General features: G+C 44.5%; 27 protein-coding genes and 1 tRNA gene. 19 read left to right on the top strand and 9 right to left on the bottom strand.

Annotated elements, in window-relative coordinates:
* The first annotated feature begins 6 nt into the window (after positions 1-6).
* The 8 genes from CRECT_RS06645 to CRECT_RS06610 all read left to right on the top strand — a co-directional run bounded on the left by CRECT_RS06645 (position 7) and on the right by CRECT_RS06610 (position 3,660).
* Positions 7-204, top strand: coding sequence for a hypothetical protein (locus CRECT_RS06645; RefSeq protein ID WP_002944567.1), 198 nt, complete (start codon positions 7-9; stop codon positions 202-204).
* Between the two features lie 4 nt (positions 205-208).
* Positions 209-616: a YopX family phage-derived protein gene (locus CRECT_RS06640; protein WP_002944551.1), complete on the top strand. Its 408-nt coding sequence runs from the start codon at positions 209-211 to the stop codon at positions 614-616.
* A 13-nt stretch (positions 617-629) separates the two neighbouring features.
* Positions 630-1,403 carry a phage antirepressor KilAC domain-containing protein gene (locus CRECT_RS06635; protein ID WP_002944546.1) on the top strand — a complete coding sequence of 258 codons (774 nt, stop codon included), beginning with the start codon at positions 630-632 and terminating at the stop codon, positions 1,401-1,403.
* Between the two features lie 40 nt (positions 1,404-1,443).
* On the top strand, positions 1,444-1,689 hold the full coding sequence (locus CRECT_RS06630) for a hypothetical protein (protein ID WP_002944589.1): 246 nt from the start codon (positions 1,444-1,446) through the stop codon (positions 1,687-1,689).
* Entirely contained in the window at positions 1,686-1,928 is a 243-nt protein-coding gene (locus CRECT_RS06625; RefSeq protein WP_002944606.1) for a hypothetical protein, read from the top strand. The genes CRECT_RS06630 and CRECT_RS06625 overlap by 4 nt, the downstream gene beginning before the upstream one ends.
* Positions 1,925-2,173 carry a hypothetical protein gene (locus CRECT_RS06620; RefSeq protein ID WP_002944682.1) on the top strand — a complete coding sequence of 83 codons (249 nt, stop codon included), beginning with the start codon at positions 1,925-1,927 and terminating at the stop codon, positions 2,171-2,173. The genes CRECT_RS06625 and CRECT_RS06620 overlap by 4 nt, the downstream gene beginning before the upstream one ends.
* Positions 2,163-2,861, top strand: a complete 699-nt coding sequence (locus tag CRECT_RS12625) for a helix-turn-helix domain-containing protein (RefSeq protein WP_002944600.1) — start codon at positions 2,163-2,165, stop codon at positions 2,859-2,861. The genes CRECT_RS06620 and CRECT_RS12625 overlap by 11 nt, the downstream gene beginning before the upstream one ends.
* A gap of 148 nt (positions 2,862-3,009) precedes the next feature.
* The gene (locus tag CRECT_RS06610) at positions 3,010-3,660 is read left to right on the top strand and encodes a hypothetical protein (protein ID WP_002944664.1); all 651 of its coding nucleotides are present in this window, start codon (positions 3,010-3,012) and stop codon (positions 3,658-3,660) included.
* On the opposite strand, the gene CRECT_RS06605 is transcribed toward CRECT_RS06610, so the two are convergent.
* From CRECT_RS06605 to CRECT_RS06590, 4 genes are all read right to left on the bottom strand, one after another.
* Complete coding sequence (locus tag CRECT_RS06605; protein ID WP_002944669.1) at positions 3,657-4,844, bottom strand: tyrosine-type recombinase/integrase; 1,188 nt, start codon at positions 4,842-4,844, stop codon at positions 3,657-3,659. The genes CRECT_RS06610 and CRECT_RS06605 overlap by 4 nt on opposite strands.
* A gap of 189 nt (positions 4,845-5,033) precedes the next feature.
* Positions 5,034-5,120: transfer RNA gene (locus CRECT_RS06600), tRNA-Leu, on the bottom strand.
* A gap of 88 nt (positions 5,121-5,208) precedes the next feature.
* On the bottom strand, positions 5,209-5,511 hold the full coding sequence (locus tag CRECT_RS06595; RefSeq protein WP_002944598.1) for an HU family DNA-binding protein: 303 nt from the start codon (positions 5,509-5,511) through the stop codon (positions 5,209-5,211).
* A 120-nt stretch (positions 5,512-5,631) separates the two neighbouring features.
* On the bottom strand, positions 5,632-6,369 hold the full coding sequence (locus CRECT_RS06590) for a YaaA family protein (RefSeq protein ID WP_002944625.1): 738 nt from the start codon (positions 6,367-6,369) through the stop codon (positions 5,632-5,634).
* 119 nt (positions 6,370-6,488) lie between these two features.
* On the opposite strand from CRECT_RS06590, the gene CRECT_RS06585 reads away from it, so the two are divergent.
* The 4 genes from CRECT_RS06585 to CRECT_RS06570 all read left to right on the top strand — a co-directional run bounded on the left by CRECT_RS06585 (position 6,489) and on the right by CRECT_RS06570 (position 11,619).
* On the top strand, positions 6,489-8,744 hold the full coding sequence (locus tag CRECT_RS06585; RefSeq protein ID WP_039888128.1) for a flagellin N-terminal helical domain-containing protein: 2,256 nt from the start codon (positions 6,489-6,491) through the stop codon (positions 8,742-8,744).
* 178 nt (positions 8,745-8,922) lie between these two features.
* Positions 8,923-11,031: an FtsK/SpoIIIE family DNA translocase gene (locus CRECT_RS06580; protein WP_171992698.1), complete on the top strand. Its 2,109-nt coding sequence runs from the start codon at positions 8,923-8,925 to the stop codon at positions 11,029-11,031.
* 30 nt (positions 11,032-11,061) lie between these two features.
* Entirely contained in the window at positions 11,062-11,259 is a 198-nt protein-coding gene (locus CRECT_RS06575; protein ID WP_002944621.1) for a hypothetical protein, read from the top strand.
* Between the two features lie 24 nt (positions 11,260-11,283).
* Positions 11,284-11,619 carry a hypothetical protein gene (locus CRECT_RS06570; RefSeq protein WP_002944646.1) on the top strand — a complete coding sequence of 112 codons (336 nt, stop codon included), beginning with the start codon at positions 11,284-11,286 and terminating at the stop codon, positions 11,617-11,619.
* An 829-nt stretch (positions 11,620-12,448) separates the two neighbouring features.
* Here the strand turns inward: CRECT_RS06570 and CRECT_RS06565 are convergent.
* From CRECT_RS06565 to rarD, 5 genes are all read right to left on the bottom strand, one after another.
* Positions 12,449-13,111 carry a hypothetical protein gene (locus CRECT_RS06565; RefSeq protein ID WP_002944648.1) on the bottom strand — a complete coding sequence of 221 codons (663 nt, stop codon included), beginning with the start codon at positions 13,109-13,111 and terminating at the stop codon, positions 12,449-12,451.
* A gap of 19 nt (positions 13,112-13,130) precedes the next feature.
* Positions 13,131-14,411 (bottom strand): dihydroorotase, encoded by a 1,281-nt coding sequence (locus tag CRECT_RS06560; protein ID WP_002944709.1) that lies wholly within the window; start codon positions 14,409-14,411, stop codon positions 13,131-13,133.
* A complete protein-coding gene (locus tag CRECT_RS06555; RefSeq protein WP_002944690.1) occupies positions 14,408-15,340 on the bottom strand; it encodes an aspartate carbamoyltransferase catalytic subunit in 933 nt (310 codons plus the stop codon). Before CRECT_RS06555 ends, CRECT_RS06560 begins: the two co-directional genes overlap by 4 nt.
* Positions 15,341-15,406: 66 nt before the next feature.
* Entirely contained in the window at positions 15,407-15,865 is a 459-nt protein-coding gene (locus CRECT_RS06550; protein WP_002944696.1) for a hypothetical protein, read from the bottom strand.
* Between the two features lie 30 nt (positions 15,866-15,895).
* Positions 15,896-16,786: an EamA family transporter RarD gene (rarD, locus tag CRECT_RS06545; RefSeq protein WP_002944655.1), complete on the bottom strand. Its 891-nt coding sequence runs from the start codon at positions 16,784-16,786 to the stop codon at positions 15,896-15,898.
* A 163-nt stretch (positions 16,787-16,949) separates the two neighbouring features.
* Here rarD and CRECT_RS06540 point away from each other — a divergent pair, with 163 nt between their 5' ends.
* The 7 genes from CRECT_RS06540 to trpC all read left to right on the top strand — a co-directional run bounded on the left by CRECT_RS06540 (position 16,950) and on the right by trpC (position 24,738).
* Positions 16,950-18,287 (top strand): class II 3-deoxy-7-phosphoheptulonate synthase, encoded by a 1,338-nt coding sequence (locus tag CRECT_RS06540; protein ID WP_039888151.1) that lies wholly within the window; start codon positions 16,950-16,952, stop codon positions 18,285-18,287.
* A gap of 444 nt (positions 18,288-18,731) precedes the next feature.
* On the top strand, positions 18,732-19,682 hold the full coding sequence (locus tag CRECT_RS06535; RefSeq protein WP_002944659.1) for an NAD(P)-binding domain-containing protein: 951 nt from the start codon (positions 18,732-18,734) through the stop codon (positions 19,680-19,682).
* A 2-nt stretch (positions 19,683-19,684) separates the two neighbouring features.
* Complete coding sequence (locus CRECT_RS06530) at positions 19,685-21,649, top strand: coiled-coil domain-containing protein (protein ID WP_002944555.1); 1,965 nt, start codon at positions 19,685-19,687, stop codon at positions 21,647-21,649.
* Positions 21,646-22,341 carry a tRNA1(Val) (adenine(37)-N6)-methyltransferase gene (locus tag CRECT_RS06525; protein ID WP_002944619.1) on the top strand — a complete coding sequence of 232 codons (696 nt, stop codon included), beginning with the start codon at positions 21,646-21,648 and terminating at the stop codon, positions 22,339-22,341. The genes CRECT_RS06530 and CRECT_RS06525 overlap by 4 nt, the downstream gene beginning before the upstream one ends.
* Entirely contained in the window at positions 22,338-22,715 is a 378-nt protein-coding gene (locus CRECT_RS06520) for a YkgJ family cysteine cluster protein (RefSeq protein ID WP_002944533.1), read from the top strand. Before CRECT_RS06525 ends, CRECT_RS06520 begins: the two co-directional genes overlap by 4 nt.
* Positions 22,691-23,956 (top strand): tetratricopeptide repeat protein, encoded by a 1,266-nt coding sequence (locus tag CRECT_RS06515; RefSeq protein WP_002944688.1) that lies wholly within the window; start codon positions 22,691-22,693, stop codon positions 23,954-23,956. Before CRECT_RS06520 ends, CRECT_RS06515 begins: the two co-directional genes overlap by 25 nt.
* Positions 23,953-24,738, top strand: coding sequence for an indole-3-glycerol phosphate synthase TrpC (gene trpC, locus CRECT_RS06510; protein ID WP_002944717.1), 786 nt, complete (start codon positions 23,953-23,955; stop codon positions 24,736-24,738). The genes CRECT_RS06515 and trpC overlap by 4 nt, the downstream gene beginning before the upstream one ends.

The following is a 24,738-nucleotide window of genomic DNA, read 5'->3' as shown; positions in this document are numbered from 1 at the left end:
GCGACTATGGAAGAACTAGAAGCGAAACTAAAGGCGGCACAAGAGGAGATCACGATGCTAAGGCGCAAAAAAGTAGTTTTGCCCTCCCGCACAGCCCAATTACTGGGCGAGATTAAAAGGATGGCTCAAAAAGGACTAGACGCCAAAACAATGACTACAAAAGACGAAAAACTAAGAGGGATAATCAAGAAGATTAAGGATTAATGATATGAGAGAGATTAAATTTAGAGCGTGGCATATTAAAGAAAGAAAGATGTATTTTTTAGAGGCGATAGATATGTGCTTTGAATTGGTTACGGTAACGAAAAAGAATTCGGACGAACAAGATTATGCCGCATATTTTAGATTTTCTGAAATCGAGCTAATGCAATACGCCGGCGTAAAGGATCAAAATAATGCGGAAATTTACGAGGGCGACATCGTCAAATTTGACCCGCAGTCTCCTTGCGGCGATGAATTTTATAATCCGCGAGACGGCGAGATAGGCGAGGTGATTTTTGATTTCGGAAATTTCATCGTTAGACCGGTTGATAAAAAGCGGGAGGATTTGCGATTTTCTCTCAGTGAGCTCGGCGATTGGGTAGTCGTCGGCAATATTTACGAAAATAAAATTTAACAGAGGCCAAAAAATGAACCTAGAAATTTTTAAAAACGATAACTTTGAGATCAGGGTCGCAGTCGGTGAGGCGGGCGATCCGCTGTTTTGTTTAGCTGATGTTTGTAAAATTTTAGATCTTACCAATGCAAGCGTTGTTAAAAATGCGATCACTTCGGAGTTTGACGATGGCCTAAGTTTGACTTACCCCATCTTTGACAGCCTGGGCAGGGAGCAAAACGCGACTTTTATTACCGAGCCGCAGCTTTATTTCGTGCTCATGCGAAGCGACAAGCCAAACGCGAGGAGCTTTAGAAAATGGGTCAATATCGAGGTTTTGCCGTCTATCCGCAAGCACGGCGGCTATCTCACTCAAAAAAAGATCGATGAGGTGCTAAGCGATCCCGATACGATCATAAAACTAGCCCTTGATCTAAAAGCCCAAAGAGCTAAAACTCAGGAACTAGAGCGCGAAAAGGCGGCAAATTTGCCTTATATCACCTTCGCAAAAGCAGTCGAAGCAAGCGCGACGAGCATCAATATCGGCGACTACGCAAAAGCCCTATGCGACGACAAGCGCATAAGAGTAGGGCAAAAACGGCTTTTTAGCTGGCTGCGAGATAGTGGCTACTTGCAAAAAGACAATAAGCCTTATCAGAAATACGTCGATAACGGATACTTTGAGCTCGTGATGAACGTGATAGCCACCACAAAAGGCAATCTGCAAACCTTTACGACGAAAATCACGAGTAAGGGGCAAGTGGCACTCGCGCCAAAAATAGAGCAATTTTTCTCAAAGAGCGCGTAAAATTTAGTCGAAATTTAGTAAAATAATATAAAGGTAGAAAATGAAGAAAAACATAAAAGAGGTTAAAGGCATCGAATTTGTATGCAAAAAATGCGAGACATCGCTTAGCCTAAATTTCTCCACACTTGAGAACTTTGTTTATACTTGTCCTAATTGCAGCGAAATTTGGGTAAGTCAAGTAAGTCTAATCGACGGGCTTAATGCCTTAAAAAGAGGGATTGAGATTTTTTCAATGCAAGAAATGCGCGTAAATTTGATCTGCGACGATGAAAAGGGTGAGCGATGAAAAAGAATATAAAAGACATTAAAGAACTTGAATTTAAGTGCGATAATTGCGGGACTAGAGTTATATTCGACTTTGAAAATAGAAAAAAGACAATAACGCGATGCCCTAACTGCGATTTTACGTTTTTTAGGGGCGATAGCGACGTATTAAGCGCGCTTGATGATGTATTTTTTAGGCTAAAAGACACTAAGGGGTTACAAGTGAGCTTTATTTGCGAGGATGAAAAGGCTGAAAAATGAAAAAGAACGTAAAAGAGATCATAGAGCTCGAAACAAAATGCAAAAAATGCGCTTCTAAATTTATCTTTAAGATAGACGACGAAAAAAGAGCCTTTAGGAGTTGCCCTGTTTGCGGTGCTCATCTTTTTAGCGGAGCAGACGATCCCGTCATTATGTTAAACGATGTTTTAAAGATATTTAAAAGAGCTAATGACGCCGAATTTAGCTTTATTTGCGACGATGAAAAGGGAAAAAATGACAAGTGAAAATTTTATAAAAATATGTAAAAAATACGCAAAAGAAAATAATAAATGGTTGCATCCCACTAATTTAGAGGCGATATTGCCGTTTTATCAGAGGTTTAAAAAATACTGCATCGAAAACCTGCGCAACGAGGACGACGAGGATAGCGTCTTTGATTGGCTTGAAGACAACATGCACAGCCCTGATCTTATGATAGAAAATCCTAATGCGATTGATAAAGGCAATGACCCGACGGACGGATCTAAAATTTTAATCCTAGGGCAACTTAAACACGAGATAAATCCGGTCACGCCGATAAAGCGAGGTAATGAAAAAGAGCTTATCAAAGAAATAAACGCCAAAATCAAAGAGATAGTCGGATACGATACCTTTTTTCATCAGGGCGGTAATCATATAGAATTTAAGGATAAAAAGCAAAACGATTTATATGTGATTGAGTGGCATTTTGATCCAAATTATAAAGAGCAAAATATAGTTAAGCGCGTATGTACCGAGTTGGACATCACGCAAAGAGAGCTGGCGGAGAAAATAGGAATGAGTGAGGGTGGGCTGCGATCGGCCTTGTCGCTAGGTAGAATAACGCCACAAGTTGAAAAGGCGTGCGAGATGATTTTAACAATTCACGAGCTACAAAAGGAGCTAGAGAACTATAAGACCCTACAAAATACGTTAAAGTCGATGATTGTTTAATGCCTAATATTTCTAGGCATTAAATATTTTAAAACTAAACATTTATTTTATTTTGTTGTTGTAAAACAAAATAAAAGCTCTTGACTTATATTTTATAAACTGATATAATTCCTGCATAAATATATTAAATCAAAACAAAGGGAATTAAATGCAGTCGTTATTTCAAATGCCCCAAGTTGAAATTTTAAATTTCCGAACATTTACTTCTGAGTATGTGGCTCAACGCTACGACGTCACATTAAAAACAATTCAGGCGCATAAAATTGAGCACGCGGACGAAATCGTCGAGGGCATTCATTTTATCGTCGGCAAAAACGACCGCAACCGCCCTATCACAAAATGGACTCTCCGCGGCATTATCAAACTGGGCATGTTTATCTGCTCAAAAGAAGCGAAAAACTTCAGGCTTTGGGCTGAGATGGAGCTAGAAAAAACGATATTAGGCGAGCTTGAGAGCGCAAAAGAGGCAAGGGCGCGAAATCTCACGCTGGCGGATAAGGTGATCTCGCTCGAAGCCGCCGCCAAGCTCGAAGCCAAACGCGTCGCGCGAGAGATAAGCAGCTACAAATCCCAACTATCACACAAAGACGCGTTTATAGCCGAGCTTACGCATAAGCTAGAAAGTAGAGACAAAAAGATAAACGAGCTCGCTACTCGTATAGTCCTTTTTGACGACCATACATATAACCCTGCGTTTAAAGAGCTTGAGAGCCTAAAAGACGATATGACGAATATGCACTACAAGCTAACCCAGGCAATAATCGGCGTCAAAGAAAAGCTAATCGCGAGAAAAGATTAAAGCGCGTCTAAATAGTCCGCCCACCACTGCATCATTGCGCGCATTTGGGCTAAATTTTGGGCACGGTTGTAAGCGGCGCGGATCTTGTCCGTGCCTTTGTGCGCGAGGCATTTTTCTATAATGTCGAAATTTAGCCCGTGAGCGTCGATGTTTTCATTGCAAACGGTGCTAAACATCGCACGAAAACCGTGCGACACAATCTCGTCTTTGCTAAAACCCATACGGCGAAGCGCGACGTTTAAGGTATTTTCGCTCATATACCGGGCTGAGCCGTAAAGCGAGCCAAAAAGATAAATTTGATCTAGATTGTAGCCTTTGTATTCTTTTAGCAGTTCTAAGGCTTGACGCGATAAGGGCAGGGTAAAAGCCTCTCGCATTTTCATATCGCCCGCGGGGATGCTTATGACGCCCTCGTCAAAATCGATATATTCCCATTTTGCGCTTCTGATGTTAAAGGGGCGTAGCGCGGTGAGAACTGCAAATTTAAGGGCGTATTTGGTGCGGATGTCGCCGCTGTATTCGTCTATGCTTTGCCAAAGAGCCTTAATATCGGCGTTTTTGGTAAGCGTCGCGTAGTTTTTCTCTTTTACTTTTTTAAACGTGAAGCGGTAGTTAATGCTCGCGATCACGTTATTTGGCGCGATATAATAGGCTGATTGCCAAATTTGATTTAAAAGCGAGTAGAGCCGTTTCATCATCTCAAGGCTACCTTTGGCCTCTATCTTTTTTAAAATTTCGATGACGTCGGTTACGGTGATGTCCGTGATGCTTCTATTTTCAAAAAACGGATAGGCATACATCTCAAGTAGTCTTTTATCTCTGTTTAGGGTATTTGGCTCTACGCTAGCGGCTTTTATTTCGAGCCATCTTTGTGCGAGTTTTTTAAAATTCGCCTGCTCGTTTATCTCGCTCTCGTGCTTGACGTCGATGCCGTCTCTTACCTTTTGCTCCAGCTTAAACCTCTCCTCGCGCGCCATTGCCAAACTAAACTCGGGAAAATCGCCCAAATTTAGCCTTTTGATTTTATTATCGGCCGGGCTTTTGTATTCGAGAGCAAAATATTTACGACCGCTAGGATCTACGAAAATATATAATCCTCTGCCGTCGCATTTCTTATAAATTTTATCCTTTGGCTTTAATCCTCTGATCTCTCTATCTGTGAGCGGTATGGGTATCTTTGGCATTTTTTACGGAGTCCTTTTTGTGCTTTTTTGTTTTACTCCGTAATTATTCCGTAAAAAATGGATATTTGCAAATATATTTTTATATCCTTTGGTATTTTTAAATATACGCAAAAATATCTTTAAAATCCGTCTATAACGGGGCTTTTTTATGTTTTTGGACGTTTTGGGAAGTTTTAAGATGGGGTATAATGGTGCCCGAGGTCGGACTCGAACCGACACAAGGTTGCCCTTACCAGATTTTGAGTCTGGCGCGTCTACCGGTTTCACCACTCGGGCTAAAAAGAATTGTGATTTTATCTATAAAGATATAAAAAAGAGATTAAAAAAGCATGAAAGCTCAAATTCGAGCTTTCATGAAAGGAGATTATTTCTTTTTACATTTTTTGCCTGCACCGGCTACTACGGCTTCTTTTAGTTTTTTGCCTACTTTAAATTTAACAGCTTTGCTAGCAGGAACGTCGATAACTTTTTTAGTTCCGGGTACTCTTGCTTTTCTAGCAGCTCTGTCGGCTGTGCCGAATGTACCAAAACCTATAAAGCTAACGCTATCTCCTGCGACTAATGCGCTTTCGATTACTTCTAACGCCGCATCAACGACTTTTAGAGAATCTTTTTTAGAAAGACCAGCCTTTTCGGCAACAGCTTGAATAAAATCAGCTTTTTTCATAGAACCATCCTTAATAAGAAGTGATATGCGGGCATTTTACAACGTTTTTATAAAAAAAACAATAGTTTTTAGCTAAAAATTTAACGAATTTCACGCAAATTTGACAAAAAACGGCGAATTTTAGACGATTTGCACCAAAAACTCGCTTTTCAGTCCCGTTTTTTTGACGTCTATGAGGCGCAAATTTTCTATATCCGTTTTGCAAAGTTCGTCAAAATTTTTAACTCCGTTTTGCGCGACCCGCCTCAAAACTATCCCGCGATAAGCTTTGGCATAGTGGCTGACGACTTTGCCGTTTTTTAGAAATTTAAAGGTCGCAAACGGCTTTCGTATGCGGTAAAATTTCTCGTAAAACTCGGCTCTAAGGTCTAAAATGTCGTCATTTCCCAGCCACTCGTCTATCTCGCCGCTAAAATTTTGCTTATAAAATTCCTCCAAATTTAGCCCGTTTATGCGCTCGCCTTGCTTTAGTTTGTATTCGGGCAGCGCATTCGCCGCCGTCACGGGGCCGAATAAATTTGAAAAAATCAGCGTATTTTTATCTATAAATTCCTGCGCCGCGCTATCAAGGCTACGGTAGTCAAGGTGCTTGTATGCTACTCCGTCATAGCGCAGGATGGCTTTTACCGCGCCTTTTTTAAAGAGGCTTTCGCGCAGGCTCGGCTCATCGGTTAAATTTTTCACGCCGAAAAGTTTTGAAATTTGCTCCAATCCGGCCGTTTGTAAGAATTCGTCGTAAATTTTTAAAATTTCGCACCGCTTTTCATATAAATTCGGAAAAATAAAGCCGTCCTTATCTATAAATTTGTTTGGACTCACGGCGGTTTTGGCTTCGCTAGGCGAAAAGAGGATTTTCATTTACGCTCCTTAAATTTGACGGAATCATATCTAAAACTAAATAAAATTTGAAATTTGACGATATAGCGAGTGGAACTTTATTTGCTTGTAAGAGCTTGATTAAATTTAAGGAAAATGCGATGAGAATGACGAATCAGCTGATGAAATTTATGAACAACTACGACTATCAGACCAATATGAAGGCGCTTTACAAGCTAAATACGCAAATTTCAAGCGGTCTAAAAATCCAAAATTCTTTCGAGGACAGTAGCGTTTATAACGACGGTATGAGGCTTGATTATGAGGTGGCGACGCTTGAGCAGGTGCAAACGGCGACGTCGAAAGCGCAGCACTTTTCAAAAAATACCGACAAGGCTTTGAGCGAGTTTAAACAACAACTCGAGCGCTTTAAAACCAAGCTCGTCCAGGGTGCCAATGAAATCCACTCGCAAACCTCGCGCGAAGCTATCGCAAACGACCTTCAGGGCATCAAAAACCATCTCGTAAATATCGCAAACACTTCGATCAACGGTCAGTTTTTATTTGCAGGAAGCGCGATAAATACTAAGCCCATAAACGGCGAAACAAACGAATACTATGGCAACGCGCAGTCGATGAAGGCCGTGGGCGGAGCGCAGGTAAATTTAACCTACAATCAAAACGGACATGAGCTGTTCCTCGGCAAAGACGGCGACTACGCTAAAAAAATCACCTCTAACACGATGCTAAAAGCGCAAAATTTAGACGATAAAAACAAGACCGTTTATATCGATAGCGAACACAAAATGCGCGATCTAATCGGCTTTAAATACGTAAAAGACGAAAAAACTCTGAGCAATCAAGATTTCACGGGCACGGGCGTGAAGCGGTTTCAGGATACGACTTTTTTCTTGCAGGGTAAAAAGCCAAACGGTACGAGCTTTACGAGTAAATTTAAGATGACCTCGGACGCCTCGATAAACGATCTGCTCGAAAAAATCGGCACCGAATACGGCAATACTCCGAACAACAAAGTCGTCGACGTCACGATAAACAACCAAGGTCAAATCAACGTAAAAGACCTAAGCAAAGGCAATCAGGTTATTGATTTTCATATGATAGCGGCGACGAAAAAAGTGGCAAACGCCGGCGCTTTGACTGCGGCAAACGTCAATGCGGCCTCAAATGCGTTTAACGGCGTTACCAATCTCACGGGCGGTAATCCTGCAAATTCGCTCGAGGCTATGGTGCGGGCAAATCCCGACGATTATGAAATCACGGAATTTGTTAAAAGCAAATACGAAGACCTAGGCGGCGCTATTACGAACGCCTATGATTACGATAAGATAAATTTTAAGCAAGAGGGCAGGCATCTGCTGGGCACCGTGTCGCAGGTGGAGCGCGGTAGCGGTAAATTTGCCGACGATAACACGACGCTAAGCCAAGTGGTCGGCGCCGATCCAAATCTTCCAAATAGCCTTTACGACGGTGAAAGAGATAAATATAATATAAACGGCCAAGAGCTAAAGATGCAAATCAAGTCAAAAGGCGGCGGAGATTATAAAGTAGATATAAAATTCGGCGCAGGCGCTCCTCCGACTACGTCGGGAAATGCAACGATAAAAATCACTAGACCAGACGGAACGACCTATGAAACAAAAGTTTGGGATAGCTTTTATAACGACACTACAAATCCGCCGACGACCGAGGGCAGGGATACGAAGTCAAAAGATATGACTTTTAGGCAGCTAAACGACATCATCGGTATGGTCGCTAGCGATAGCGTCCCCGCGGGTGCGGGCGGTAATACTCCGGCTGATTATATGGCCTACAAGCAAGCTATCGCAAATTCGCAAGGCAGCGTCGAGGCGCATATGGACCATAGAGGCCGCATAAAGGTAACCGACAAGCAAAACGCCGTCACGCCGATGAAAGTCGGCATCTATGACGGTAAAAATGTCGATAAATTCGACGGCGACAGCACGACGATGCAGGGCAAAGGCTCGCTGTGGAGCTTTTCTGCAAACAACGGCGTCGAGATAGATAGCCCGAGCGTGGATATTTTTGAGGACCTGGATAGGATGATAGAGGCCGTTAGGAGCGGTCAGTACCGCGCCGATAGCGAGGGCGAGCATCCGCGCAACTCCGGCATCCAAGGCGCGATCGAGAGGATAGACCATATCGCCGATCACGTGAGCAAAATCCACACCAAGGTAGGCGCTCAAAGCGCGGCTTTAACGGACACCAACACCCGCGCCAGCGTCATGGAGGTAAATGTAAAAACCGTCAAAGCCGACATCACAAACGCCGACTACGGCGAGACCTATATGAACCTCATGCAAAAAATGATGTCGTATCAGGCGATGTTGCAGTCCGTGGCGAAGATAAATCAGCTCTCGTTATTAAACTATATGTAAAAACTCGCTATAATCTACCGTTTTATTAAAGTTTCGTTATCAAAGCGGGCGGAGCGAAAATGGGGTCAAATTTGATAAATTCGGCTCTAAAATTCGCTCTTCCGCAAATTTAAATTTACCAAATTTAAAAGGACGCGCCATTTTAAGAGAATCGGTTTTAGTCGTAGTCGTTTGTTTTTTGATATTTTTCGGGATCGCTACCATCGCGCCTGCGGCAAATTTCGTCGGGAGCTTCGGCAACGCAATCGGGCTTTGGAACTTCAAGCTTTTCGGCTTTATCGCTTATGTTTATCCATTCGTTTTCATATTTTTCGCGTATTATATTTACAAATACTTTAACGGCTTTAACGCCGAATTTGCCCAGACGACGCTTGGAGCGGCGCTACTGTTTTTGGCGTTTTTGATGTTTCAATCAGGCGCGGACGCTAGCTACGGCGGACTAGTCGCAAACAGCATAAATGATGCGCTAAAAGACGTCGCAGGCGTGATAGGTATGTGGGTCTTTATAGTGATGCTTTTTGTGCTGAGCTTTGGCCTCATTGCACAGGATAATATCCTAGCTATCCTAAAAAAGGCCTTCGTCGAGCCGACGGCCAAGGATGAAAATTTTGAAAACGGCGATAAATTTGAGCAAAAATCACAAAAAAAACAAAGACAAAACAAAAAGTCTAAAGCCAAAAGCGAGTCAAATTTGAGCGAGGAAAACGGCGAAAAGTCGGGCGGCGAAGATGAGCAGGATGGCGAATACGAAGCACAGGATGAAGGCGAGTTAAATTTAGAGGAGACGAGCACGGTCACGATAAACGGCGTCGAGATCCTAAATGAAGTCGCCGAAAACAAAAAACTACTCGAACAAATGGAGAAAGGCAAGGTCGAAAAGCCTAAGGATTTTGCGTTGCCGCCGCTTAAATTTCTAAACGATCCGCCAAAGCGCTCGCATAGCGTAAACGAAGCCGAGATCGATCAAAAGATCTCCGATCTGCTCGATAAACTGCGCAAATTTAAAATAGACGGCGACGTCGTGCGAACATATACGGGTCCGATCGTTACGACGTTTGAGTTTCGTCAGGCGCCGCATATCAAGGTGAGTAAAATTTTAACCCTGCAAGACGACCTCGCGATGGCTCTGCGCGCTCAGACTATACGCATCCAGGCGCCGATACCGGGCAAAGACGTCGTAGGTATCGAGGTTCCGAACAAAAATATCGAGACTGTATATCTAAAAGAAATTTTAGATAGCGAAGTTTTTAAAAACTCGAGCAGTCCGCTAACTATTGCGCTAGGCAAGGATATCGTCGGCGCACCCTTTGTCACTGATCTAAAAAAGCTGCCTCACCTGCTAATCGCGGGCACGACTGGATCCGGCAAGAGCGTTGGCATAAACGCGATGCTGCTAAGCTTGCTATATCGCAACAGCCCGCAGACGCTGCGCCTGATGATGATAGATCCAAAGATGCTTGAGTTTAGCATCTATAACGACATCCCGCACCTGCTAACTCCGGTCATCACGCAGGCTAAGCAGGCCATCACCGCGCTATCAAACATGGTCGCCGAGATGGAGCGCCGCTACAAGATTATGAGCCACACGCGCACGAAAAACATCGAAAGCTACAACGAAAAAATGAAAGAAGAAGGCGGCGAGCAGTTCCCGTATATCGTCGTGATCATCGACGAGCTAGCCGATCTGATGATGACTAGCGGTAAGGACGTGGAGCTATATATCGGGCGTCTAGCTCAGATGGCCAGGGCTAGCGGCATACATCTCATCGTCGCGACCCAGCGCCCGAGTGTGGATGTCGTGACGGGACTAATCAAGGCAAATTTACCTAGCCGCATCAGCTACCGCGTCGGTCAGCGCATCGATAGTAAGGTGATCCTGGATCAAATGGGCGCGGAGAGCTTGCTAGGGCGCGGCGATATGCTGTTTACGCCTCCGGGAAGCCCCGGCGTCATCAGGCTGCATGCGCCGTTTGCTAGCGAAAAAGAGATCGACACGATCGTAAATTTCTTAAAAGCGCAGCAAGAGGTGGTCTATGACGATAGATTTTTAGTCGAGGAGGGCGCTAGCGGCGGTGGGGGCGCAGGCTCCGGTGCCGTAGCATGTGAGCTGGACGAGCTCTACGAAGAGGCCAAAGAGATCGTGCTAAGCGAGCAAAAAACCTCGATCAGCTACCTGCAACGCCGCCTAAAAATCGGCTATAACCGCGCCGCCACGATCATCGAACAGATGGAGCAAATGGGCGTGTTAAGTCCGATGAATGCTAAAGGACAAAGGGATATTTTGTAAATTTGTCCGTAGATACAGGAGCCCGAAAACATGCGAAAAGTCGTCAAAATCTTAACTATATCTTTTGCGGCTATCTTGTGCATAGTCGCGTCCATTACGGCATTTGCGTATTTTAGTATATATTCGGTCGTCGCCGACAAATTTAACGCCAAAGACTTGGCAAACCCCAAAGTCACGTTATACTTTATACACGCGGCCGTTCTTAGCACTTGGGCGGAGTGTCAGTGAGAGCTAGGGGCGTCTTACGATAGTTTGACGTTAAAGCCCGTTTTGCATTTGAGGGATTATCTTTTTGAGCGGGGCGAAAGCCTCACGGCAGAAGATAACGCCGAAGACGCCTTTTGGTGGGTGCAAAATTATGCGGAATTTTATGAGTTTTTAAGAGACGAACCAAACAATAAATACACCATAGAAAATTTGGATTTTCGAAAAAAAGAAGAGGTAGTTAATCGGCTGTATATATACATCCTAAAGCTCGGAGCGCACGATATACGAGGTATTACTCAAACAAAATACAACAATAAACTAAGTATCGCCTCAAATATCGTCGCAGCACATCTAAGAAGTGTGATCGAACTGTATCAATAAAAAACCGTCCAAGAAAGAAACGAAATGTATTACGCGACGCCGTTTTGGGTAACAAGATGGCGGCAGCGTACGATGCCTACAAAAGTGTGCTAGAGGGCGTAAAAATTTAAAAGATATAAAATTTAACAAAGCCTATTACGAATACTATTTCTACGATATGCTCGAATACCTTATGATATCCAAAATAATAGATAAAAGTTTGCCCGCGACCGATCTGTGTTCTTGTCGCTTTACAGGTGATTACGTCGCTATTTTTAGAAGCATGCTGGGCTGGTCTGAAGATAAAAATATCAAAAAAGCGCTGTCGAGCAAGATTATGTAAATTTATTTTTAAACGCCGCCTTATCCAAAAAACCAAATTTAATCTCATCCCGCATCATTAGCATGATAGATAAAAACTGCCACAAATACGATGTAAAAGATTTGATATCATTGAAGTAAATTCAGTAAATTTCGGCGACGATTTATAAATTCACCCGTTATAAATTTATGGTTAAATTTAACGCACGCTTTAAAATTCAAGCCAGCAAAAATTATCGCCGAAAAGCAAAATCATTTATAAACGTCAAGGTTCAAATTTAGCTCGTCGATTAGCGCAGCAGCTACGAGATTTCGTCTTTTATAGTCTGCACGTCCCGTTTTCTCTCAAATTTACTCCGATTAAGTCAAAATTTGTGCTAAATTTGAGCGGTTTACGTCCAAATTTAGACGCTTGTAAATTTAATTTAAAAAATCTTTCGGTTTATTTACTATCTTGTTATCTATAAATTTTGCAACTAACCTTAAAAACAAAATGAGCAAAGATGGTCCATTTCGTTTTAATCTTGCGTTATTGTTTGAAGTCATTGATTATTTTAAAAAAACGTTTCAGATCATTTTGTATATTTTCTTTGCGATATGCACGAGATATATACATCGGATGATAAAAAGTTTTTTCTATATCGTTTTCATAAAATTTTTTTATTTTTGGCGGCATTGACTCAAAAATATTTTGAGGAAATTTTCTTATATGGTCATCTTGATGATACAAAACATCATGAGAAAATCCTATATAAGTCGGTTTATCCGCTATAAAATCTGCAATATCGAGAGTAATAATATATGGATTGTCGTCTTTGGGCATACTAGCAAGAGTTTCGCCTAAGTTCGGATTGGCTATATTAAAAACATTGAAGAGTTGAACGACGCCGTTTAATTGTAGCGGGTTATCGGTAATATAACTGCCATTAAAAATTTTTTCAATTACCTGCATAGTCGTGTCTACGCTAAATTTATACCAATTTAAATCATTAAATTTTCGCCCTTTAAACGAATTAAAAAAGGTTTTTATTGAGTCTTTTGAAATTTCATCAATGTTTCCAACCGGCTTAGAGCTCCCCGGGTTTGCTAAAATAATATTTCCAATATGTGCAAAACTATCTCCAAACTGTAGAATAGTATTTAATCTATACTTAAGTCTGTTGAATTCAAAATACTGTGCGTATACTTTCATTTTTAATCAATTTCCTTAATCACGCCACGACGTTTGGAAACTCAAACACCGTTTTTCCGCTTTTTATCGTGATTACTGCTGCACCTTTTAGCATTTTGCCTAGCAGCGGGGAGTTTTGGGATTTTGATTTATTTAGGTTTTTGTCGTAGAGATACTCGAAATTCGGATCGATTATCGCGATGTCGGCGAGGTAGCCCTCCGCGATCACGCCTTTGTCTTTTAGTTTTAAAATTTTAGCCGCGTTATAAGACGTCAGAGCCGCCATTTTCTCGTAGCTTATCACACCCTCGCGGACTAAATTTAGCGTGAGCGGCACAAGGGTTTGTAGGCCAAGGATACCGAAAGGCGCCTTGTCGAATTCTAAAAATTTCTCGTCATTATGGTGCGGGGCGTGGTCAGTGACGATGACGTCGATAAGGCCGCTTTTTAGGGCTTCTCTGATCGCGTCCACGTCTGATCTGGTGCGAAGCGGCGGCGACATTTTAAAGTTCGTATCGTAGCCTAGTAGCTCATCCTCGGTGTAGGTAAAGTGGTGCGGCGTCGCCTCGCAGGTCACGTTTATGCCGGCTGCGCGCGCCTGAGCGATGAGTTTTAGCGACCACTCGGAGCTAACGTGCGCGATGTGGATGTGGCCGCCCGTGAGCTTGGCTAGCAGTAGATCGCGCGAGACCATGATTTCTTCTTGCTCGCGCGGCATGCCTTTGATGCCTAGTATCGCCGAGACGCGCCCCTCGTTCATGTGACCGCCGCGGCACAGCGAGCAGTCCTGGGAGTGGTTGATGACGAAGCTGCCGAAGTGCTTTGAGTATTCAAGCGCATATCTCATCACGTCGCTGCTAGCTACGGGCAGGCCGTCGTCGCTAAACGCCACTGCGCCCGCCTCGGTCATATCGCCCATCTCTACGCACTTTTTGCCGTCCATCTTGCTAGTTATCGCGCCGATAGGAAGCAGGTCGATGAGGCCGCGAGCTTTTGCCTTAGCTACCATATCGCGCGTGACGACGGCGTTGTCGTTTACGGGATTTGTATTTGCCATCGGGCAGCAGGTGGTTACGCCGCCCGCGACCGCGGTTTCAGAGCCCGTGTTTATGTCGTCTTTGTACTCAAGGCCGGGATCGCGAAAATGCACGTGCATATCAATGAGGCCCGGCATCACTAGCTTGCCGCTAGCGTCTATTATTTTATCAGCCGCAGGTTCGTCAGTGGTGATTAGAGCTATCTTGTCGCCGTCTATAAGGACGTTTGCTTTTTGCGAACCGTCGTGGTTTACTATCGTGCCGTTTTTTATGAGAGTTTTCATTTTGCGCCTTTGTTTTTGATGAGAGTATCTAGGATCGCCATCCTGACGGCGACGCCGTTTTCGACCTGATTTAGCACGTGCGAGTAACGCGGATCGTCGGCTACGTCGGAGTTTATCTCGACGCCGCGGTTTATCGGGCCTGGGTGCAGGATCATAACGCCCTCTTTGGCGTATTGCATTTTACTAGCGGTTAGGCCGAAAAATTTGGAGTATTCGCGCACGGACGGAAATGCGATCTCGTCGTCCTGGCGCTCGAGCTGGATACGCAGCATGATGATGACGTCCGAACCTTCGACGGCCTCGCGCATATCGGAGCAAATTTGACAGCTAAAAGCCTCCATGCCCGTTAAAAACATCGGCGGGCCAAAGAGCTTAACCTTGGCTCCGAGCGTTTTTAGGACGTAGATATCAGAGCGAGCTACGCGGCTGTGAAAGATATCGCCGATGATAGCGACCGTGAGATTTTCTAGGCTGCCGCGATTTTCCAGTATGGTAAAAAGATCAAGCAGCGCTTGGCTAGGGTGTTCGTTTAGGCCGTCGCCGGCGTTTACGACGTGAGCGTCCGTGTTCTCGGCTATAAATTTAGCCGCGCCCGAGCTGTAATGGCGCACGACTACGATGTCCGTTTTCATCGCGACGATGTTGCGGACGGTGTCGATGAGCGTTTCGCCCTTTTTAGTGCTGGAGCTTGAGGCGGTGAAATTTATAGCGTCGGCTCCGAGGCGCTTAGCCGCGATCTCAAAGCTCGTTCGCGTCCTAGTCGAGTTTTCAAAAAAGGCGTTTACGGTCGTTTTGCCGTAGAGCGATTTGGCTTTTTTGGTCTCGGAGTTGTTTAGCGCTTTAAACTTCTTGGCTAAATTTAGGAAATGGTAAATTTCGTCTTTGGTTAAATTTGCAGCGGTTACGAGGTCTTTTTTGGTATAGCTCATCCGTTTTTTCCTTAGAAAGATAGAGTTAAATCAAAAAAGCGATATTACCCCGTTTTTACTTAAGGTTTAATTTTGCAGCTTGCTAAACTCCGCGCCCAGACGCTCTCTAATCTCGTCGCCCGCGCGCTCGCCGTCTTTAAAGTTTTCCGTGACGAGATCGTCTAGGCGGCTAAGCACCTCAAAGAGCTCGCTTTCCCATTTGTCGGGGTTTCTAGCGGTGTTCATCGTCTCGATAAACGTCAGTTTCTTGCTCATCTCGCTTAGGCTTTCTAAAAATTTTTCTTTTAGATCCTCGTTTTTTAGGGCGTCGTCGTAGAGCGCTTTCATCTTTAGCTCTCTTAGCTCGCCGTTAATGATCTCGCAAAAGTCTTTGTACTTTTGCACCGAAATTTGACGCGCGGCCTCGGGGGAGCTGTTTGCTAGAGTGCCGTTCTCGTCGATCTTTTTCGTTATTTTTTGTATCTGCGCGTAGAGCACGAGCGCGGCTATGACGCAGATGACGGCGTAAAATGCGATAGATGACATCGTTTTTCCTTTTTTGATTTAAATTTGCGGTTATACTGAAATTTTGCTTTTTTTACTATAAATCGCGCTAAAGCTAACCACCGCCAGCGCGCTCCAGATGAGTAAAAACGACAGCGCCTTGAGCGCGCTAACCGGCTCGCCGTAGTAAAAAACGGCAAGCAAGAGCTGCATCGAGGGCGAGATATACTGCAAGTAGCCGATCGTGCTCAAATTTAGCCTCGTGGTAGCCGAGTTAAAAAGCAAAAGCGGCACGACGGTCGCAGGGCCGCAAAGCGCGATAAAAAGCCCAAACCACGAAAAGCTAAAGTGATTTTGCCCGCTAGCCGCGACGAAAAATAGCGCCGCTAGCGCAATAGGAGCGATGAGCGCAGTCTCGGCAAAAAGCCCCTCAAAAGAGGGCACGCCAAGGCGCTTTCTGATAAGCGAATAAAATCCAAACGTGATGGGTAGAATGATAGAGATCACGGGCAGGCCGCCTGCGTCGTAAATTTGCACTCCGATAGCGACAAAAACGACGCCGAGTGCAAATTTGCCCGCACGCGTCAATTTTTCTTTTAGGATAATCACGCCAAGGAGCATATTGACAAGAGGATTTATGAAATATCCTAGGCTTGCCTCCACGATTTTGCCGATATTTACGGCGTAGATGTAGATCCACCAGTTTGCGCCGATGAGAAGCCCGGTGACAAATAGCCAAAACGCGGTTTTTTTATCGCCTAAAATTTTCTTTGCGGCGCCTAGTTTGCGGCTAAATTTGAGTAGCAAAAACAAAAGAAGCACCGACCAAACGATGCGGTGCGCGACGATCTCGTTGGCCGAAAGCGCGTTAAGCTGCTTAAAGTAAATAGGAAAAACGCCCCAAGTGATAAAGGCCGCTAAGGCGCAGATGAAACCGATTTTGGCTTGATTTTTATCTTGCATTTTTTTACTTTTTTGGCGTAATTATATTTTTTTGTCGTTAATAAAAGCTTATGCGGCGAAAAAGGGCGCGACAAGGGTAAATTTGGGGCCAAATTTTGAAATTTTATCTGTAATAAAAGTTCTTTTGGCTAAAATCGACGTTATTTTTAAAAAAGGTTTAAAGATGTGGAGTAGAGATTCGTGGAGAAAATTTAATATCCTGCAGCAGCCAAGCTACCCCGATGAGACCGAACTAAAAAAGGCCGAGGAGAAGCTAAAGACGCTACCGCCGCTAGTTTTCGCCGGCGAGGCTAGAAATTTAAAGCAAGATTTGGCCAAAGTTTGCGAGGGCGAGGCGTTTTTGCTGCAGGGGGGCGACTGCGCGGAGAGTTTTTCGAATTTTAACGCCGTAAATATCCGCGATATGTTTAAGGTGATGCTGCAAATGGCGATCGTTTTAACCTTCGCCGGACGCTGCCCCGTCGTAAAAGTAGGGCGCGTGGCGGGTCAGTTTGCAAAACCGCGAAGCTCGGACTACGAGGAGCAAGGCGGCGTAAAGCTACCCAGCTACCGCGGCGACATCATAAACGGCTTTGAATTTAACGCCAAGGCTCGCGTGCCCGATCCAAACCGTATGATCGAGGCGTATTATCAGAGCGCATCCACGATGAACCTGCTTCGCGCCTTTTCTCGCGGCGGTCTAGCCGATCTTCACGAGGTAAATCGCTGGAACCTGGGCTTTATCAAAAAGCCGGATCTTGACGCCAAATACGGCGAGCTAGCCAGGCGGCTAAGCCAAACTCTAGCCTTTATGGAGGCTTGCGGTATGAACGCCTCAAACACGCCCGCAGTCTCCGAAACCAAAGTCTACACCTCGCACGAGGCGCTTTTACTACCGTATGAAGAAGCTCTCACTAGAGAGGATAGCCTCACCGGCGACTGGTACGACTGCTCGGCGCATATGCTCTGGATCGGCGAGCGCACGCGCGGCATAAACGACGCTCACGTGCATTTTCTAAGCGGCGTGCACAACCCCTTAGGCGTCAAGATCGGACCAAATGCCACCGCACAAGACGTCATCGCGCTTGCAAATGCGCTAAATCCGCAAAACGAAGCGGGCAGACTAAACGTGATCATCAGAATGGGCGCGGATAAAATCGGCGAGCGGCTACCCAAAATCCTACGCGAGATAAAGCGCGAAGGCCTAAATATCGTCTATAGCATCGATCCGATGCACGGCAACACGATAAAAGCCGCAAACGGATACAAGACGCGCGAATTTGACAAAATCCTAGCCGAAGTGCAGAGCTTTTTCGATATCCATAGAGCCGAAGGCACGTATGCGGGCGGCGTGCACCTGGAGATGACGGGGCAGGACGTGACCGAGTGCACGGGCGGGTCGTTTAAGCTAAGCCAGGAAGATCTCGCGCAAAGATACGAGACGCAGTGCGATCCGCGTCTAAATGCCGATCAGGCTTTGGAGCTAGCGTTTTTAATCGCGGAGCTTATAAAGAAAATTTAGCTCTAGCGGGCGTTAAATTTGATGAATTTTGCGTCTTTAAATTTGATAAATTCGGTAAATCGGGCGGAAATTTTAAAATTTGCCGCGTGATAGGGCGAGAAAATTTATAACGTTGATTTTGTCAAATTTGACGGCCGATTTTGTTTTTTGGCAAAATTTAACGAGCCGAATTTTATTAAATTTATACCTTTTTATGCCGGCCGAATTTTTAAATTAGGCGCATTAAATCCGTCAAATTTCGCACGGCTTAAATTCGGCGCTTAAATTTACTAAATTTGATCCGCTTTAAATTTACTTTTATCTGTTTTTATCCCTAAAATTTGACGGCTTTTCGTTTAGCCTTTGCCGCTTTTAAATTAAATTTACCCCAAATTTCGCGAATTTCTTAAAATTTAATACAATTTTCGCTACATTAATGAAAAATTATCAAATCGGAGAGAATCAATGAGCGATATTTACGACATTATCGTGATAGGCGGCGGCCCTTGCGGTATCGCGACCGTCGTAGAGGCCAGAGCAAACGGGCTAAAGAAAGTTTTGCTCCTTGAAAAAGGCGATAATCACAGCCAAACCATAAGAAAATTTTACAAAGACAATAAGCGCGTAGATAAGGAGTATAAAGGCCAAGACAGCACTATCCACGGCATCGTATCCTTTGAAGACGGCACGAAAGAGAGCACGCTTGATTATTTCGATAAGCTGCTGGATGAGGAAAAGATCGAGGCGGCGTTTAACTCCGAGGTCGAAAGCGTCAAGAAAAAGGACGGCTTGTTCTTCGTGCACACTTCAAAGGGTGATTATAAGGCTAAAAACGTGATGATAAGCATCGGCAAAATGGGGCGCCCGAACAAACCGGACTATAAAATCCCGCCTTCGCTAAATAACGTCGTAAATTTTAATCTAAACTCCTGTTCCAGCGGCGAAAAAGTGCTTGTAGTGGGCGGCGGAAACTCGGCCGTGGAGTACGCCATCGAGCTATGCCAATACAACAAAACGACGCTAGCGTATCGTAAGGATAAATTTAGCCGCGTAAACGACGTAAACGTAACGGCGCTGTGGGAACTGGAAAAGGCAAATAAGCTAAAAGTGCGACTAAATCACGATATCACCGAGATAGAAAATGAATCGGGGCGCGTTAGGGTGCACTTTTCAAACGGGAAAATCAGAGTCTATGACAGGATCGTCTATGCTATCGGCGGCTCGACTCCGGTTGATTTTTTACAAAAATGCGGAGTAAGGCTTGACGCGGATAAAGACCCTGTCGTAAACGAGCACTATGAAAGTAGCGTAGAGGGGCTATATATCGGCGGCGACATCGTGCTAAAAAACGGCGGCTCGATCGTGCTCGCGCTAAATCACGCGCATAATGTAGTCCAAGATATCAAGGAAAAGTAGAGTTGAGAATATTAAATTTAGTTTTATTTTTTATTTGCGGTTGTTTGCTGACGCTGGGCGGATATTATCTGTATTTCGAGTTTGCAAAACCTTCCGAAAAGCCTAGAGAACTCGCCGTGCAGATAATGAACGTCGAGGAGATACCAAAATCCGAGCCAACAAAGGTTTCGGATAATACGAATTTGACCCCGCAAAACCAAATTTTGCCGCAGGAAAAATACGCTAAAAATTTGGACGCAAACGATACGGACGCGCCTATTTTCGGGGGTGAAGCCGAGCTAAAAGAGCAAATCCGCGTCCTGCGCGCTCAAAACAAATTACTCTACGACGATAACGTCGATCTAGTCGGTAAAAATCTCGAAATTTCAAGTCTTTTAAACGCGCTAAAAACAGAACTGGAAACTAGACGAAAGCAGGCTGCAAACGCTAACGACAGGCAAAACGCGATCGACGAGCTAAACAAAAAGCTGGCCAAAGCGCAGGAAGAAAATGAAAAAAACAGAAATTTGGAGCAAAATTTAACCTCTTTGCGCGCCGAATTTGAGAGTTTAAAAGTCGAGCTTGAAAAAAAACAGGGCGAATTTGATAAATCTAACGCCAAAAATCAAAACAAAAATACAAACACTCTAAAGCGTCTGGAGGCCCAAAACGTCGAGCTAAAAAACAAGGCGCAGGCCGACAAGGCGAAATTTGAAAGCGAGCTAAAAACGGCGACCGAGGAGGCCGCGAAACTAAAGAGCGAAAACGATAGGCTCGCAAATGAGCTTGGACTAAAAGATAGCGAGATAAAAAGGATCGCGAGCGAATATAACGCCCAGATGTTAAATGCTCAAAAATCGACCAAAAGCAGGATCGAAGCTCTGGAAAAGGAACAAAACGCAAGTGTAAAGAAGATAAGCGAGCTGGAGGATAGTCTAAAAAACGCAAATAAAAAACTGCAAGCAAAAGATAAATTTAAGACCGCAAATGCCGAACTAAATGCGACCGTTTCGAAGCTGCAAGCAAAGCTGGATAAGCAAAAAGAGAGCTTTGAAAGTCAAACGGCAAAGACGCTGGCCGTGCATAAGAATGAAGCCGATAAGCTAAAAAATCTGCTTGAAAACGAGCGCCAAGAGGCTGAGCGAAACGTAACCGAACTAAAGGGTAAAATTTATGAGTTGGAGGATCAAATCTCGCAAAAAGATAGCTCCTTACAAAGCGCGGAGGCTAAGGTCGCCGAGCTTAGCGAGTCGCTAAATATCCAAAAAGAGCTGCTTGCAGACGAGATCGCTGCTAGCAAGAAAAATATCCAAAACTATAAAATTTTAAACAATAAAATCACGGCTTTGGTTGAAGGCAACATCAAAGCCGCCAAGGAAAATAAAGAACAAATAGACGCTTTAAATAAGCTTTTGGCGCAAAAGGACGAGGAGCTCTCGGCTCTAAAAAAACAGACGCAAAAAGACCCGGAAAATACAAATGAATTAGCAAAAATCGGCACGCAAAAAAATCTTGCAAAGGGCGAAATAGCCCATATTATGGCCAAAAACGAAGAGCTAATGAGTGAAAATGAAAATCTAAAAAAGATAATCCAGCTAAATTTTAGAGCCGAAGTGCCTAAAAAAGTCGTTTTCATAGCTTCGGTCGAGTGCGCGGATATGAGCGCGGGCTCTGACAGGCCGACGCAGGTTTGCAAAAACAAAGTAAGCGATTTTTTGCAAAGTTATAATTCAAATTATTATTTTGAAATCACGCCGATCGTGAGCCGCGGCAACTTTATCGCCACCTCAAAAGCGGCCAAAGCTATCCCGCAGGACGAGCTAGAAAAGATCGACTCATACGCGAATTTCGGTATCGGAAAAGAGCGCGCCAAGGTCGCAGGCGAGATGATAAAAGACGAATTCGGCGACTTTTCGCGGATATCGTATAGCAACGACATCGTCACGTCTGAAGACAAGCAAGGATTTATCATCAAGGTTTATAGATGATAATCACCCAGCCCAAAAACGGCTATCGCTACAACAGCGATACGATGTTTTTGTATGATTTTATCCGTGAGGGCGGAGCGCGCGGCGAAGTGCTGGACGTGGGCTGTGGCAGCGGGGTTTTGGGACTGCTTTTAAAGCGCGATTTTCCTAAAATTTCGCTTAGTTTGCTTGATATTTTAGAAGCTAACGTAAATTTAGCCGCCGCAAATGCTAGCCAAAACGGACTTGAAGCCGAGTTTATAACGGCTGATTTTGCTAAATTTAAGAGTGAAAAAAGATTTGATCTCATCGTCTCAAACCCGCCCTTTTACCACGACGGCGTAAAAAAAAGCGAAAACGAGCATCTGCGCACCTCTAGATATAGCGAAAATTTGCCCCTTAGCGCGCTTGTTAGGACGGCAAATTCGCTTTTAAAACCGCGCGGAGTTTTTAGTTTTTGCTACGATGCCAAGCGCCTAGCTGAAATTTTGCTTTGTTTGAGCGAGTTTAAATTTACGCTTACTAGGCTTTGTTTTGTGTATCCAAAAACGGACGGCACGGCAAATTTGGCGCTCATCGAGGCTAAAAAAAGCTCAAAATCCTTGGCTCAAATTTTGCCTCCGATTTTCGTTTTTGAAGGCGGAGTTTATAGTAAAAAAGCGGTTGAGATTTTCGCAACCGCAAATACGCAAAGCAAGGACGCGCTAGAGTGAATTTGCTAAGACGAAGCGGCTTTGGTTATGAATTTGACGCTAGCAAGTGCGAGCGGTGCGGCGGCAAGTGCTGCACGGGAGAAAGCGGCTACATATGGATAAGCTCGGCGGAAATTTCATCGCTGGCGGAGCATTTAAAAATGGGCGAGGGTGAGTTTAGATCGAGGTTTTTAGATAAATTCGGTTATAAATTTAGCCTCAAAGAAAAGCCCTATGAGGGCGGATTTGCGTGCGTATTTTTTGACGAAACGGCAAAAAACTGCTCGGTTTACGACTTTCGCCCGAGTCAGTGCCGCACCTTTCCGTTTTGGGACTATTTTAAGGATAAAATCAATGAATTGGAGAAAGAATGCGCGGGAATAAGGCGATTTTAAAATTTATCTTGGCGGCTTTGCTTGTTTGTTTTGCTACCGCCAAAGACGACTTTGACGAGAATTTATACGTTATCAAGGCGCTGATGGCGGTCGAAAACGCTAGGCACGACGAGGCGACCGAGCTTTACGAGCGGCTTTACGAAAAGACCAAAAACACCGACTATCTAAAAGAGGCGCTAAGACTCGCGTTTTTTTCTAAAAACGTAAATTTTAAAAGCATTTTAGCGCTCAGTCAAAAGGTGCTAAAAGACGACGTAGACGTGCTTCGCATACAGGGCGCAAATTTGATGAGCGAAAATAAACTGGATGAAGCCGCAAAGGTGATGAAGGAGCTCATAAAAAAAGAGGACATCTCTAAAAACCACGTTATGCTCTCTGCCGTTTATTCGATGCAAAACGACAACAAAGCTGCTCTGGGCGAGCTCGAGCGTGCATACGAGCTAGATAGGAGCGTGGAAAATCTGCTACGCATAGTCGATCTTTTATACAATAAAATGAACGACAAAAAAGAGGCGATCAGGCACCTGGAGAGCTCGCGGCGTATCGACGGCTGCGAGGTCGAGACCTGCACGGCGCTAGTGGATATCTACGCCAGGGATGGCCGCTACTCCGATATGATAGCTGTTTATGAGGGGCTTTTTGAAGCGACGAAAGAGAAGGTTTATCTCGAAAAAGCGCTTGGCGTCTACGTCTATCAAAAAAACTACGATGCGGCGATTAAGTTTTTACAAAAATACTCTTACAACGACGACGCACTGATGGATCTTTACGCCGCGACGGGGGATTTCGGTAAAGCGTATAAAAAGGCGCAAGAGGCCTTTGATAAGAGCTTTAATCTCGAATATCAAGCCAAAATGGCGATATATCAATACGAAAGAGACACTGACAAACAAACTAAAAAGATAGCCAAAAATAGCCTCAAGCAAGTAATTCGTAACTTTGAAAAATCGGCCGTAAAACTCGATAAAGCGCTATATCTAAACTACTACGGCTACCTACTCATCGATCACGATATAGACGTGAAAAAGGGAATAGATCTGGTAAATAGAGCTCTCGAGCTGGAGCCGGGATCCGTGTTTTATCTAGACTCGCTGGCATGGGGATACTATAAGCTGGGCGAGTGCAAAAAGGCCGATGAGATAATACAAAAAGTCTTGCATGACGAGGAATTTATAAATTCGCCCGAGGGCAAAGAGCATATAAACGCTATCAAAGAGTGCCTAAAGAAGAACAAAAAATGATACTGGATCAAATAATCGAGCGAACGAAAGAGGACTTGGCACTGCGAAAATCGCAAACGCCTTTTGAAAAGCTGCAAGAGCTTGCGGCGAAAAATCCGCGCGAGATAAAAGACGCGGTAAAAGCGCTAAAAAGCAGCGCAGACGAGCCGTATCGCATCATCGCCGAGGTCAAAAAAGCAAGCCCTAGCAAGGGGCTGATAAAGCAAAATTTCGCTCCCGCAGAGATAGCCAAAGAGTATGAAAAAGGCGGCGCAAACGCTATCTCGGTTCTAACCGAGCCGCATTTTTTTAAAGGAAATTTGGAGTATCTAGCCGCTATCAGACGGGCAAGCTCGCTGCCGCTACTTCGTAAAGATTTCATCATAGACGAGTATCAAATTTTAGAAGCGCTCGTTTACGGGGCTGATTTTATCCTGCTTATCGCAAAGGCTCTTAGTGCCGGCGAGTTAAAGCGGCTGCTTGATTACGCGCATTCGTTGGGGCTTGAGGCCTTGGTCGAGACGCACGACGAAGAGGACGTGGAAAAGTCAAATTTCGCGCGCGCAAAGATAGTCGGAGTAAATCACCGAAATTTAAGCACGTTTGAGATGGATATGAGCCTTTGCGAGAAGCTGTTTTCTAAAATCAAAAACGCAAGCGTCATCGTCGCTGAAAGCGGCATCTACGAACATTCGCAGCTAAAAGAGCTTCACGCTCAAGGAGCCGACGCGTTTTTGATAGGCGAGCATTTTATGAGGCAAGAGGACTTGGCAAAGGCCGTAAAAACCGTAAAGGAGGGCTAG

The organism is Campylobacter rectus, assembly GCF_004803795.1.
Taxonomy (GTDB): Bacteria; Campylobacterota; Campylobacteria; order Campylobacterales; family Campylobacteraceae; genus Campylobacter_A; species Campylobacter_A rectus.
The sequence above is the reverse complement of the archived record's forward strand: the minus strand, read 5'-3'. Positions and strand labels throughout refer to the sequence as shown.